Raw genomic sequence first — 13,229 nt, forward strand, 5'->3', positions numbered from 1 at the left:
CCCTGTTCAACAAGTTGGATTTGCCGATCACCATCGCCAGAGCGATTCATGCAGCGCCGGGATGGCCCTGGCGCAGCGACGTCCGTTGCCGTCCCGCGCCGTCGAAATTCTCCGGCGCCAGCCAGGCGGCGAACATGCGCTCACATGCCGGCCATTCATGATCGAGCATGGCGAACCAGGCGGTGTCGCGGTTGCGGCCCTTGCGAGCCATATGCTGGCGAAACAGGCCCTCGTACTGGAAACCGAAGCGCCCGGCCGCCCGGCGCGACGGGGCGTTGTCATTGTCGCACTTCCATTCCACCCGGCGGTAGCCGGCGGCGAACAGTTGGCGCAGCAAAAGGAACACCGCCTCCGTCGCCTCGCGCGTTCTCTGCAGGCCCGGCGCGAACGCCACATAACCGATTTCAGCCACGCCATCGGCGGGCCGGATTTCCATGATGGTCAGAAAACCGCCCGCCCGGCCTGAAAGCCGCTCCACAACGGCGTAGGGCAATATGCCAGGGCGCGCCGCCACGTCGGCGACGATGGCGCGCAGGCCGGCGTCATCGGCTGGGGCCAGGGGCGGCAGCCAGGTCCAGACCGCCTCGGCGCCGCGAAACGCCGCCGCCAGATCATCGCCGTGCCGCTGGAGATCAAGCGGCTCCAGCCGCGTCCATTGCCCTCCCAGCGCCTGGCGCGGGGGAAACGGCGGCGCCGTCCAGTCCGCCGGCAGATCAACCATCCCCGCCTCCCTTTTCACACGCTGTCCGCGACAGCCTGAAGAACGTCCTGTTCTGTCACCTCCGCCATCGGGCGGGCGATCTTCAGCGCCCGGGTTTTCGCGCCCGGCGCCATCACCAGGATCACCGTCTCCGTCCCCGGGCAGGAGGGATCGCGACAGATGATCTCGTTCACCGAAAACCGCGTTTCGGGAGCGTCGCCGCAAACCGTCGCCGCCCACGCGCGGATGCGATCGCTCACGGCGCGATCCGCCGCCGGCTTCCTGCTGAACCACGACATGGCCATGGCGACGCCCGATCAAACCGGCAGGGTCAGCAGGCCGCCGGCGCCATCGGCGGTTCCAAACACCATCCGCTTGCCTTTGGCGTCCCAGGCCATCGCCGTCACCGGGCCGCCGGGGGCCGGCATGCGCGCCATCAGTTCGGAATTGTCAGTCAGCCGCACCAGCATCACCGCGCCGTCATCGTAGCCAATCGCGATGATCAGCGCCCGTGGATGAAAGGCGACCTGGGTCACCTTCGCAGGGCGCACGCCGCATTCGCGCGGCGCCTTGCCCATGGGACCGTCCTTGGCCTCGAACGGCCAGATGATGGCGGCGTCAGCGCCGGACGACGCCATCCACAGTCCGTCATTTGACCAGGACAGGGAGCGCGGCTTGGCCGGATAACCGGACATGCGCATGTCCTTTTTGTCGGCGAGCCGCCAGCCATGCAGCATGTTCTCCTGCATGGAGGTGATGAAGAAGCGGCCGTCCGGCGAGAAGCTGGCGTCGAGGTGCGAGCCTTTCCAGAATAGCGCCTCCGGCGCAGCGTCCGTGTTGGGGAACCACAGGCTGGCGCCGTTGTAATGGGCAAGGCCAAGCCGGTAGCCTTTTGGCGCGAAGGCGATGCCGCGCACGCTTGAGGGCGCCTCCATCCGGCGCACGTTCCCTTTGGCGTCGCGCGCCGCCACCTGCTTGCCGCAGCTCCAGGCGATGGCCCCGCCGCTGGCGGCCACCGCGTCGATCCAGCGACCCTTCTCATCGGAAATGGCGCGGGTTTCGCCATTCACATGCGTGACGACGACGCGCCCGTCGTCTCCACCGGTGACAAACTGGTCGCCGGCGCCAACGGCGGCCAGCACCGCGCCGCCGGGGTGGACGTCGACGCGCCGCTCGCCAGCGGCGTCACACAGCAGCACGCAGCCATCGCCGAGGGCCAGCATCGCCATATCGCCGGCGAAGGCGGCGCCGGTCACATGCGCGCCCGCATCGAGCGGCCGCACATGGTCGAGCAGGGAAGTCACGGCGCCAGTGGCCGTGGCGTTCGGGGCGGCAGAGGTCATGGCGTCACCAACAATCAAACGGCGCAGGCGCGGAACGCCTTTTCAATGGCTTCCCGATCCAGATCACGACCGATCATCACGATCTTCGACGTGCGCTTCTCATCCGGGCGCCAGTCGCGCTGCAAATCGCCATCCAGCATCATGTGCACGCCCTGGAAGACGAAGCGTTTCGGCTCGCCGCGGAAGGCCAGGATGCCCTTGGAGCGCAACAGGTTGGCGCCCTCGCGCTGGGCGTAATCATTGAGCCAGGGCAGGAATTTGTCCGGATCGACGTCGCCGTCCACGGTCACCGCCACGGACTGGATGTCGCTGTCGTGGTGGGCGTGATGGCCCTCCTCCAGGAAATCCGGCTCCAGCTCCATGATGCGGTCGAGATCAAAGGCGTTGCGGCCGAGCACGTCGTCGATGGCGACTTTTGCGTTCTGCGTGCGGTGCAGCCGGGCGTAAGGATTGATGGCGCGCACCTGCGCCTCCACCCCGGCCAGCTCCTCGGGCGTCACCAGATCGGTCTTGTTGAGGATCAGCACGTCGGCGAAGGCAATCTGGTTATGCGCTTCCGGCGCGTCCTTCAGGCGCTGGGTCAGCCATTTGGCGTCCACCACCGTCACCACCGCGTCAAGACGGGTGCGTTCCTGCACGTCCTGGTCCATGAAGAAGGTCTGCGCCACCGGGGCGGGATCGGCCAAGCCGGTGGTTTCGACGATGATGCCGTCGAAGCCGCCCTTGCGCTTCATCAGCCCGTCGATGATGCGGATCAGGTCGCCGCGCACGGTGCAGCAGACGCAGCCGTTGTTCATCTCGAACACTTCCTCGTCGGCGCCGACGACGAGGTCGTTGTCGATGCCGACTTCGCCGAACTCGTTGACGATGACGGCGAACTTCTTGCCGTGCGGCTCGCTGAGGATGCGGTTGAGCAGGGTCGTCTTGCCAGCGCCAAGGTAGCCGGTGAGCACGGTGACGGGAATCTTGCCGGACGCATCGGCGCCTGTATTCGTCTCGGGCATGTCTGGCATGGTGGCCTCCGGAAATGGCTCTGGCGCAAGGGCAACCCTGCGCCGCAGCGGCGTTGCGCTGACAGGATAAGGAGCAGGATGCGCCAGCTACCGGCGCGCCGCTCCCTGATTGGCTGACACAGATATATTGGTCAGCGTGGCAAAAGTGAAAGCCCCGGCGTCCGGGAGGCAGCCATGTTCCAGGGGGCGACCATATTCCAGGCGCCCGTCATGCTTCGAGGTGCCGCCCGGGCAGCGCCCGCCACACCAGTCCGCCCACGCGGCCAAGGAGCAGCGACAGCACGTAGATGCCTCCAGCGACCAGGATGATCGCGGGCCCCGCCGGCAGGCCGTGGTGGTAGGACAACGCCAGGCCCAGCCATCCCGACAGCGCCGCCACGATAATGGCGACGCCGGCCATGCCGGTGACCTGACGCGCCCAGAAGCGGGCCGAAACCGCCGGCAGCACGATGACGCCCACCGCCAGCAGGGTGCCCAGCGCATGGAACCCGGCCACCAGATTGAGCACCAGCAGCACAAGGAAAATCAGGTGCGTCGGCGCGCCGGCGCGACTGACCGAGCGCAAAAAGCCCGGATCGACGCATTCCACTACCAGCGGCCGCCACAGCGCCGCCAGGGAAAACAGGGTGATGACGGCGACGGCGCCGAGCAGGATCAGCGTGGCGTCGTCCAGCGCCAGCACCGAGCCGAACAGCACGTGCAGCAGGTCGACGTTGGAGCCGCGCAGCGAGACGATGGTGACGCCGAGCGCCAGCGACAGCAGATAAAACGCCGCCATGGAGGCGTCCTCGCGCAACTGGGTGAGCCGCGCCACCGCGCCGGCCAGCAGCGCCACGACAAAGCCGGCGGCAAGACCGCCGAAGGTCATCGCCGGCAGCGACAGCCCATAGAGCAGGTAACCGATGGCGGCGCCCGGCAGGATGGCGTGCGCCATGGCGTCGCCGGTCAGGCTCATGCGGCGCAGCATCAGAAACACGCCGACCGGCGCGCCGGACAGCGACAGGGCCAGCGCCCCCACCAGCGCCCGGCGCAGGAAGTCGAATTCGACGAACGGCCCGATCAGCCAGGCGTAGATGGCGTGCATGGAAAGAGGTTATCCGGGTCTGGCGCGTCGGTTGCGCTTCGTACAGGTCAGGCGGCGCGAACGCAGGGCGCGGCGTGCGGATCGGGCGCTTCGCTCATGCGGCGCGCCCGCGCCAGATTGGCGTCGGTCAGCACCACGTCTGTCGGCCCACAGGCGATCAGTTCGCGCGCCAGCAGCAGGGTCTGCGGAAATGACGCGCGCACCAGCTCCAGATCATGCAAGGCGGCGAGCACGGTGCGGCCCTCGTCGCGCCAGCGGTGAATCAGGGCGGTCAGGTCAGCGACGGTGGCGGCGTCGAGGGCGTTGAACGGCTCGTCCAGCAGGATCAGCGCGGCGTCCTGCAGCAACAGCCTGGCGAACAGGGCGCGCTGCAGCTGGCCGCCCGAGAGCGCCCCAATGGGCCGCCTCTCCAGGCCGGTGAGCCCGACGGCGCGCAGGGCCTCGGCGATGCGCGGCGCGTGGCGTTGGCCGATGCGTCCGAACAGGCCGCACCGCTCCCACAATCCCATGGCGACCAGATCATAGACCGTGAGGGGGAAACTGTTGTCCAGCGCCGCCGCCTGGGGCAGGTAAGCGATCCGCCGCGCCGGAACGCCGCGCTGGATAACGCCGTCGAGCGGGCGGATCAGCCCCGCCGCCGCCTTGAGCAGCGTCGATTTGCCAGCGCCGTTGGGGCCAACGATGGCGGTGAGCGATCCTGGCGCGATGTCCAGGTGCAGGTGATGCACCGCCGGGTGCCGGTCATAACCAAGCGTCACGTTGTCAAAACGCAGCGCGGGCGGCGACGGACGCCCGCCCTGTTGCGGCGCGGGAGAAACGGATTGGGCAGCCGGCGCGTTCATGACCACAACACTCCGGCGATAGCGACCCACAGCAGCGCCGACAACCCCGTCGCCAGCAGCAGCCGCTCGCCCAGCGATGTCCGCATCAGTGAGAAGCCTGGCTGTTGCGGCAGATTACCAGCGAAGGCAGGCGCGTGCGAATGGGAAGCGTGCGAATGGGCGTGGCCATGGTCGTGCGCATGGGTCGCCGCGCCCCGCGCGTCGACGCGCCCCTTCCCTGCTTGCCCCTCACGGGCCAGCGCATTCCCGCTCATGCTTCCGCCTGTGCGTATGATCGTCCACGGCTCATGCCGGGCCAGCTTGAACCCCAGCATAACGCCTTTTAATGCAACGTTCCAATATTACAATTCGCTTGGGACCGATCGTGCCCCCCGCGCCGCCCATGGCCTCAGCATTTCCAGTACCGGACAGGATTCTGGCTGTGGCGAAGCGCCGGGTTCACCACCCGTTTTCCACGCGGCCCCACGTATCGATCCCATATATCGGCGGCTGCCGACTCCCCGGAAAAGCCAAACCGGTGGGCTTCCGTATTGTCGGCATAGGGGATTTCTGGAAAATTTTCCTTGGTGGCGCTCATCCAGGCATGGGGGCGGAAGGCTCCGACCACGACGCCGCGCACCACGGCAAGAACATAGTCCGCGCGCTCCGCCCGCGCCGGCGCAATGCGCCAGCAATAACGCGCCAGGCGATATATTTCGGCGCTATCGCTCCGGTTCTCCAGCTTGTTGATATTGATCAGGACAAGCTTGTGCGGCGGCTCATCTTCCAGGACGGGCAAACTGAATTTGTCGATGATCTCCTGGTAGTGCATCGGGCCCCGGTCGCCGCTGCCGTGGCCGCCGGCGATATTGGTCAGCCCGGGGAAAGCGTCGATCAGAGCAGCTTCGACTTCAAAAACTGATTTGTTATCCAGCTCGTGACGGTGAATGACGTGCACGACCTCCAAACCGGCGTTGAGGATGGCCCTGATGCGCTCCAGTTTGGGTTGTGGCTTTGGACCGCCGCTATCCGGGAGGTCGTCATCCGGCACCAGGTCCGCTGTGTTCACCGCGGTCACGCCAGCGGCGTGGTCAAACACACGGTTGTTGCGCCCCTTTCCTATATAAAACGTTTCACCGTTACGAGGGTCAATAAGGCGGTAAACATAATTACCAAGCCTGGCGCACACTTCCTCGGAAAAACGTGGTTGTTTTTTCATTTCAGTTACACCCGGATGCACCAAAGCTTCCGGGTGTAAGAAGAACGATCCGGCCGGTCAATCACCCACGGTTGGGGAAATACTGGAACAGCCAGGTCTCGGTCAGCACCTTGTCGCCAAGGCGCAGGTAGCAGCGCAGGTCCACCGGCTCCGCGCCCTCGGCGGAGAAGTCGAACTGGGCGCGCCAGTGGCCGGGAATCTCGTCCGGCACCGCCTCGGTAAAGATGTAGGAGAACTTGCCGCGCGAGGCGCTGAGCACGACCTCCGGCTTTTCGCCAAACTTCAGATCCTTCAGCGGCCCGCCGAGAAACTCGACCATGAACTTGCGCACGCCTTTCGGGCGCGGCTGGCCGGGCACGCCGCCATTGCCGAGGCGGGTGGCGACGCATTTCGCCAGGCTGTCCGGGAAGAAGGGGTCGCCGTTCACCCAGTACAGACGATAACGGATGTCATGGGTCTGGCCCGGCGTTGCCGGCGCGGCTGGCGTCCACATGGCGACGATATTGTCGTGGATCTCGTCGTCCGTGGTCAGTTCCACCAGCTCCACCGCGCCCTTGCCCCAGCCGCCGATGGGCTCGACCCAGGCGCTGGGCCGCCGCTCGTAACGCACGCCGTCGAGGTAATGATCGACATTGCGGTCGCGCTGCATCAGGCCGAAACCGCGCGGATTGTCGTCGGAAAAGGCCGACGCGGTGATGTAGGGCGGATTGTTGAGCGGCCGCCAGATGCGCTCGCCGGCTCCCGTCCACATGGCGAGGCCATCGGAATCGTGCACCTCCGGCCGCCAGTCGGCCATGGTCGGCTTGGCGGTCTCGGAGAACCAGTACATGGAGGTCAGCGGCGCGAGGCCAAGGCGCGTCACCGCCCGGCGCACGTTCACGGAGGCGGTGATGTCCATCACCACGTCGTCCTTGCCGCGCGTCATGTCGAAACGGTAGGCGCCGGTGACGGACGGGCCCTCCAGCAGGGCGAAAATGGTCACGGTAGGGCCATCGTTGGTCGGCGTCTGGAAATAGATCTCGGTGAAGTCCGGGAATTCCTCGCCTTTGCCGGCCACTGCGGAATCGATAGCGACGCCGCGCGCCGAGAGGCCATACTGATACAGTCCGCCGATAGCCCGGAAATAGGACGCGCCAAGGAAGGCGACCCAGTCATTGGTTTGCCAGGGCTTTTCCTTCTGGTCGCCGAAGCGGCTTTCCTGGAAGCGGAAACCGGCGAAGCCGGAGTTTTCCTTCAGCTTCCGCGCCACGGAATCCTTCGGCATGTCGAAATAGCGCGACTCATAAATGATTTCCCGCGCCTTGCCGTCCTTCACCACGCGCATCCGCACCGGGCGCTGGAAGAAGCGGCCGAGGTGGAAGAAAGTCACCGGAAACGCGCCAGGCCCATCGGCGAACAGGGCGTCCTGCGGACGGAACTTGATCTTGCCGTGCGCGTCATAATCGATGGCGTCGAGCACGGCCGGATCCGGCGACGGGGCGGCCTTGTAAGGCTGCGCGGCCAGGGCCTTCGCCCGCGCCTTCAGCGCTTCGAAGGAGAACGGCGCCGGGGCGCCGAGTTTGAGGCCAGACTCAGCCAGCGCGCCAACCGGAAAACCTGCCGCGGCCAGCGCGGCGGTGGCGGCTGAGGCAGTCAGAAACGTGCGGCGATGCAGCATGGGCGGGACAGGGCTCCGGAAATGCGGGCGGGTGGAAAACGGCAGGCTTTCAGGCCTGGGCGGTAAAGCCGGTGAACGGATATTGCGTCATCATCGTGGCCGACACCCATCGCTCACGCCAGAAAGCGCTCCCGGACCGAACGATCCGTCGCGTGATCAGGCAGGGCGCGTGGCGGAGGGCGCGCCAGTGCGGCCGGGTCTGGCGCGGCCGCTGGCGCGTCTGGCGATCAGGCGCGGGCGCTCAGCGCGGCGGCGTCAAGATGAGCGACCAGCCCCGCATCGAGGCCAAGGCTGTTCTTGAGCCGTCCCAGAAAATCCTGCTCGGCCGGCGTGTCGGGATCGACGGTCAAACGCGCCGCTTCATAGATTTGCGCCGCATGTTCCGGGCTGGCCGCCAGATCGGCCAGTTGTTCCGGCGACAACGGATTGGCGAAGGCGGCGTTCAGGAACTCCACCGCGTCGTGCGGCAGGGCGGGCCCCAGGGCGCCGGTGATCTTGGCCCGCTCCGCGTCATCGACCCGGCCGTCGGCGGCGGCGGCGGCGATCATCGCCTGCACCAGCGCCAGCGCCCCGTCATGGGTCTGGCTGGCGGCCTCGAAGCCGGAGCCAGCGGGGGCTGGCGTGGGCGTGCTGGCCTGCGTCTGCGCCGGGCTGGAGCCGGCCTGCCATTCCTGCATGGCCTTGTAAGTCAGCCCGCCGACCAGCGCCGCGCCGCCCAGTTGCGCCGCCCGGCCCGAAACGGTGCGGCCGGCCTTGTTCAGCATCAGCCCGGCGAGGCCGGCGAGAATGGCGGCGCCTTTCGGCGTTTGCGCGAAATCGATGGCCTGGCGCAGCAGCCCCCCGGCCTGCGGCCCGGCCATGCGGGTGACCGCGTCCTGCAACGAGCCGGCAAGACCGCCCCCTTGCTGACCCTCTCCCTGCTGGCCTGCGCCCTGCCCGCCCGCCTGCGACGCGTCGGGCGGGCCGCCCCTGCCGCCCAGCAAGCCGCCAAGCAGATCGCCAAGCCCCCCGCCGCCGGATGGGCCGCCGGCCGCGCCCCCTTGCCCGCCACCGAGCACCTTGCCAAGCAGGCCGCCCAACCCGCCCGCATTGCCGCCAGCCTGCTGATTGGCGCCGGCCGCCTGACCGCCGGTCAGCTGCCCGAGAATGTCGCCAAGGCCGCCGCCCTGCTGCCGGCCGGGGGCGTCGGGCTGGCCGGACTGGCCACTTTGGGGATTGATAGCCGCGGCGCCGACGAGGGCGTCAAGGATTTGCCTGGCGTCGAACATCTGTGTCGCTCCATTGCATGTGCAGCCCGATTTCTCACACCCGCTGTTGACGGTTTTGCGGCGCGCAGCGAGAACCACATCGGGCCATGGCTTGGGCTGCGACGCAAGAGCGCGCATTCCCGACGATCGGGGGGCGCCGGGCGCGCCGGTTCCGGCAGCCGGCGCGGGACGGCGCGGAAACACGATGGGCGGACGGGCTTTCGCCGCAACGCCGCCCCCCGATCCAGGGCCCAATGGGCCCCAGGGCGCAGAAGTAAAAGCTGGGTGAGGAACGATGAAGCTTGGAGACATTGACGGCACCGTGGATGCGGTCGAGGCGCGCCGTCCCGCGACGGCGGGCCGCGCCGCCCATTACGCCGCCGTCGATGTGATCGACCCGAACGGCGTCACCACGACACTCGCCAATATCCGCGCCGAGCCGGAAATCGCCGCCCATATCCATGTGGGCGCGGCGGGCCGCTATTACGTATATAACGTCGCCGGATTTCGCGGCGTTCACGGTTTTCGTCCCGTCAATGGCGCGCCCGTGCATGCGTTTCCACGCGGGCCGGCGTGGATCTGTCTGGGCATCGCCGTCGCCAACCTGCTGTGGATCGGCTGGCGGGCCAACGGCGGCGGCGGCCTTTCGCTATTTTCCCTGGCGCCGTTCATGCTGGCCTGCCTGCTCTACGCCGCCCTGCGCCGCGCCGCCCAGGCCGCCGCCGCCCAGGTTGGCGACGACGTCCGCCCGGTGATCGTGCCAGGCCAGCCGGCGCCCGATTCCCGACCTTCGGCCGGAAACGGAACAGCCGTCAATTAGTATCAACGAGTTGACATTTATTTCTGCGCGTGGAAACTCGCTGGCAAGGCGCGGCCAGGCGACAACCTTCCCGGGTTGGGCCATCGCCAGACAACGTTAAAAACCGGTTCCGGAGATCATCCGGCGGGCGGCGCACGGTCGGGGACCTGCGCGCCATGGGGGAGGACGGCGTGATGAAAACTGCATACAAGAGTCTTTTGGCCGCGACGGCCCTTGGCGTCATCTGGAGCGCCGGCGCGGTCGCCGCTGATCGGGGCCCGGTCAAAATCGGCGTTCTCAATGACCGCGCTTCGGTCTACTCCACCATCACCGGCGAAGGCTCGGTCGTGGCGGCCCGCATGGCGGTCGAGGATTTCGGCGGCAAGCTGTTCGACAAGCCGATCGAGGTATTGGCGGCCGATCACATGCACAAGCCGGACGTCGGCGCCTCGATCGCCCGCAAATGGTTCGACGTCGACGGCGTCGGCGCGGTGTTCGACATCTACTCGTCCGGCGTCGCCCTGGCCGTGCAGAAGCTGGCCGAGGAGAAGGACAAGATCCTCGTCGTCTCCATGGCCTCCAGCCGCGACATCTCCGGCAAGAACTGCTCGCCCAACGGCATGCAGTGGGCCAACGATGGCTACGCCGTCGCCAACCTGACGGTGAAGGGCGGCGCCACGCCCGGGCGCAACACCTGGTACTTCATGACCGTCGACTATACCGCCGGCCATTCCATCGAGGCTGACTCGAAAAAGATCATCGAGAAGAACGGCGGCAAGTTCCTCGGCGCCGTGCGCTTCCCGCTGAACACGGCGGACTTCAGCTCGTTCCTGTTGCAGGCGCAGAATTCCGGCGCGAAGAACATCGCCCATATCGGCGGCGGCGCAGACCTCATCAACGGCATCAAGCAGGCCGATGAATTCGGCGTCAACGCCAATGGCCAGCAGTTCGTTCCGTTTTCGCTGACCACCGTCGATGTCTATGGCCTCGGCAACAAGGCCACCGCAGGCATGCCCGCCGTGCTCAGCTATCACTGGACCGAGTCGCCGGAGGCGGCGAAGTTCGCGGAGCGCTTCAAGGCGAAATTCGGCAAGATGCCCGCCGACCCGCAGGCCAATGTCTACAGCGCCGTGTCCCACTACCTCAAGGCAGTGAAGGCCGCCGGCACGACGGAGAACAAGGCCGTGCTGGCAAAGATGAAGGAAATGCCGGTCAACGACTTCTTCACCAAGGACGCCAAAATCCGCGCCGATGGCCGCCTGATGCGCGACATGTATTACGCGACCGTGAAGAAGCCGGAAGATATGAAGAACAAGGATGACCTGCTGACGCTGGTGAAGAAGTATCCGGCCGAAGAAGTCTTCATCCCGGCGAGCGAGAGCGAATGCAAGCTGCTGAACCCGAAGGCGGGCGAGAAGAAGTAAGATTTCGGCGCAAACCCGGATCACGAAAAAACCGCCGGTCCCCCGGCGGTTTTTTATTGCCCGGCGGCCTTCATGACGCCAGCGCGATGGGTGGGAACATCGCGCGCTGGTCAAACGGGCCGCCCCGGTTGCGTGGGCGTGGGCCGCCGGCGCAGCTTGGCGCCCTGGCGTCAGAGAAACTGCTTCGCCAGCTCCTCTTTCTTCACCTTGCCGGTGGCGGTCATCGGCAACGCCTCAACCACCCGCACTTCCGGCAATTTATAGACGGCGAGGCGCTCGCGGCAGAAGGCCAGCACGTCGGTGGCCTCGACGCCATCCTCCGGCTTCACCATGACGAAGGCGACCGGCACCTGGCCCTTGTCCGGGTCTTCACGGCCGATGACGCCGCTGCCGGTCACCGACGGGTGCTGGCCGAGCACCGCCTCGATCTCCGCCGGGAATACGCTCATGCCCTTGACCTTGAGCATCTCCTTGCGCCGGCCGAGGAACAGGATGAAGCCTTCCTCGGTAATCATGCCGAGGTCGCCGGTGCGCAGCCAGCCGTTTTTGATCTCCCCGGCCGTGCCGCCGGGGCTGTTCCAGTAGCCCTTGAGCAGCGACGGCGTGCGCACACACAATTCGCCCTCCTCCCCCAGCGGGATCAGCCGTTCGCTGCCGAACTCCAGGATCTTGAAATCCGTGGCGCCGGTTGGCAGGCCGCAGAACACCTGGCGGGCGTTCAGGTCGAAATTGCCGGCCTGGAAACCGCGCGTGAAGGTGTCGAACGAGTGGGTCTCGGTCATGCCCCAGGCTGCTTCGCGCAGGGTCGTTCCCGTCAGGGCGCGCCAGCGTTCGCGGAAGGGAATGTTGAGCTTCTTGACGAAGGAGGCCACCACCGCCTCGCGCAACGAGGTCAGGTCATGCTTGCCGGCGTCCGGGTGCTCCATGATCTCGACGGCGTTGTCGACCACCATCGCCGAGACGGTGACCCGGTAACGCGCCACCTGGGCCATCCAGGCGGCGGCGTCCCAGCGAGCCATCAGCACACAGGTGGCGCCGGCGACCAGCGGCGCGATGATGCCCACGTCCTCGCCAGCGATCCAGAACACCGGCCAGAAATTGATGATGACGTCATCCGCGCCGATGCTCGCGGTGATGCTGCACATGCTGGCGCCGGTGAACAGCATGTCGCGCTGGGTGTGGATGCACCCCTTCGGCAGGCCGGTGGTGCCGCCGGTGTAGTTGAGGGCCGCCACGTCATCCAGGCTGACGTCCACGACGGGCGGCGCGCCGGTTTCAGCGGCCATGGCGGCCATGAAGTCGACGACGCCCGCCGGCAGGTCGGCCAGCGGCGCGTCGAGGCCGGCGGGCACGGGGCCGAATGGCGCCTCGGGCAGGAAGGCCGAGACGGCCGTGGCGAACACATGCGTCAGGCCGGTCTGGCCGCGCGCCGCGTCCACCACCGGCAGCAGGATGTCCTGGGCGATGAGCACGCGCGCGCCGGTGTCGTTCAGCTCGTAGACCAGCTCCGATTCGCGGAACATCGGATTGATCGGCGCATGGATGGCGCCGAGCTTCAGAATGGCGTGGAAAGCGATGAAGAATTGCGGACAGCTGGGCAGGAACACGCCCACGGCATCGCCCTTGCGCACGCCGGCGCCGTGCAGCACGGCGGCGAAACGGTCGCTCAGCCGGTCCAGTTCAGCATAAGAAATTTCGCGGCCGTAGAAGATGATCGCCGGCTTGTCAGGCGTGCGCCGCGCCCATTCGCGCAGATAATGACTGAGCGTCTGTTCGCCGAGCGGGTAGTGCTGCTGGCGCGGAACGCCCTCCGGCCAGCGCGCCGCCCAAAGGGCCCGGACGTGCTCCAGATAGGCGGCCTCATCGGCCAGATAGGCGGCGTTCTGCGCCGGTGCGCTCATGGCGTCCTCCAGGTGATGTTT

13 protein-coding genes are annotated in these 13,229 nt (G+C 66.9%); 2 read left to right on the plus strand and 11 right to left on the minus strand.

Annotated features, from left to right (window positions below; genetic code table 11):
* Positions 1-46 precede the first annotated feature (46 nt).
* The 10 genes from EV666_RS14970 to EV666_RS15015 all read right to left on the minus strand — a co-directional run bounded on the left by EV666_RS14970 (position 47) and on the right by EV666_RS15015 (position 9,105).
* Positions 47-721 (minus strand): GNAT family N-acetyltransferase, encoded by a 675-nt coding sequence (locus tag EV666_RS14970; RefSeq protein ID WP_132009863.1) that lies wholly within the window; start codon positions 719-721, stop codon positions 47-49.
* A 14-nt stretch (positions 722-735) separates the two neighbouring features.
* Entirely contained in the window at positions 736-960 is a 225-nt protein-coding gene (locus EV666_RS14975; RefSeq protein WP_245514459.1) for a hypothetical protein, read from the minus strand.
* 57 nt (positions 961-1,017) lie between these two features.
* Positions 1,018-2,043 (minus strand): WD40 repeat domain-containing protein, encoded by a 1,026-nt coding sequence (locus EV666_RS14980; RefSeq protein WP_132009866.1) that lies wholly within the window; start codon positions 2,041-2,043, stop codon positions 1,018-1,020.
* A gap of 14 nt (positions 2,044-2,057) precedes the next feature.
* A complete protein-coding gene (locus EV666_RS14985) occupies positions 2,058-3,056 on the minus strand; it encodes a CobW family GTP-binding protein (RefSeq protein ID WP_376884679.1) in 999 nt (332 codons plus the stop codon).
* Positions 3,057-3,264: 208 nt separating this feature from the next.
* Positions 3,265-4,140, minus strand: coding sequence for a metal ABC transporter permease (locus EV666_RS14990; protein WP_132009869.1), 876 nt, complete (start codon positions 4,138-4,140; stop codon positions 3,265-3,267).
* A 47-nt stretch (positions 4,141-4,187) separates the two neighbouring features.
* Complete coding sequence (gene aztA / locus EV666_RS14995) at positions 4,188-4,982, minus strand: zinc ABC transporter ATP-binding protein AztA (RefSeq protein ID WP_132009872.1); 795 nt, start codon at positions 4,980-4,982, stop codon at positions 4,188-4,190.
* On the minus strand, positions 4,979-5,236 hold the full coding sequence (locus EV666_RS15000; protein WP_245514460.1) for a hypothetical protein: 258 nt from the start codon (positions 5,234-5,236) through the stop codon (positions 4,979-4,981). Before EV666_RS15000 ends, aztA begins: the two co-directional genes overlap by 4 nt.
* Before the next feature lie 134 nt (positions 5,237-5,370).
* On the minus strand, positions 5,371-6,201 hold the full coding sequence (locus tag EV666_RS15005) for an LEM-3-like GIY-YIG domain-containing protein (RefSeq protein ID WP_207906426.1): 831 nt from the start codon (positions 6,199-6,201) through the stop codon (positions 5,371-5,373).
* A 40-nt stretch (positions 6,202-6,241) separates the two neighbouring features.
* A complete protein-coding gene (locus tag EV666_RS15010; protein WP_132009875.1) occupies positions 6,242-7,837 on the minus strand; it encodes an OpgD/OpgG family glucan biosynthesis protein in 1,596 nt (531 codons plus the stop codon).
* 227 nt (positions 7,838-8,064) lie between these two features.
* The gene (locus EV666_RS15015; protein ID WP_132009878.1) at positions 8,065-9,105 is read right to left on the minus strand and encodes a tellurite resistance TerB family protein; all 1,041 of its coding nucleotides are present in this window, start codon (positions 9,103-9,105) and stop codon (positions 8,065-8,067) included.
* Between the two features lie 274 nt (positions 9,106-9,379).
* On the opposite strand from EV666_RS15015, the gene EV666_RS15020 reads away from it, so the two are divergent.
* Both EV666_RS15020 and EV666_RS15025 read left to right on the plus strand, forming a co-directional pair.
* Positions 9,380-9,904, plus strand: a complete 525-nt coding sequence (locus EV666_RS15020; protein ID WP_132009881.1) for a hypothetical protein — start codon at positions 9,380-9,382, stop codon at positions 9,902-9,904.
* 173 nt (positions 9,905-10,077) lie between these two features.
* On the plus strand, positions 10,078-11,307 hold the full coding sequence (locus tag EV666_RS15025) for an ABC transporter substrate-binding protein (RefSeq protein WP_245514465.1): 1,230 nt from the start codon (positions 10,078-10,080) through the stop codon (positions 11,305-11,307).
* Between the two features lie 170 nt (positions 11,308-11,477).
* Here the strand turns inward: EV666_RS15025 and EV666_RS15030 are convergent, their stop codons facing one another.
* Entirely contained in the window at positions 11,478-13,208 is a 1,731-nt protein-coding gene (locus EV666_RS15030; RefSeq protein ID WP_132009887.1) for an AMP-binding protein, read from the minus strand.
* Positions 13,209-13,229 lie beyond the last annotated feature (21 nt).

The organism is Camelimonas lactis (assembly GCF_004342915.1).
GTDB lineage: Bacteria > Pseudomonadota > Alphaproteobacteria > Rhizobiales > Beijerinckiaceae > Camelimonas > Camelimonas lactis.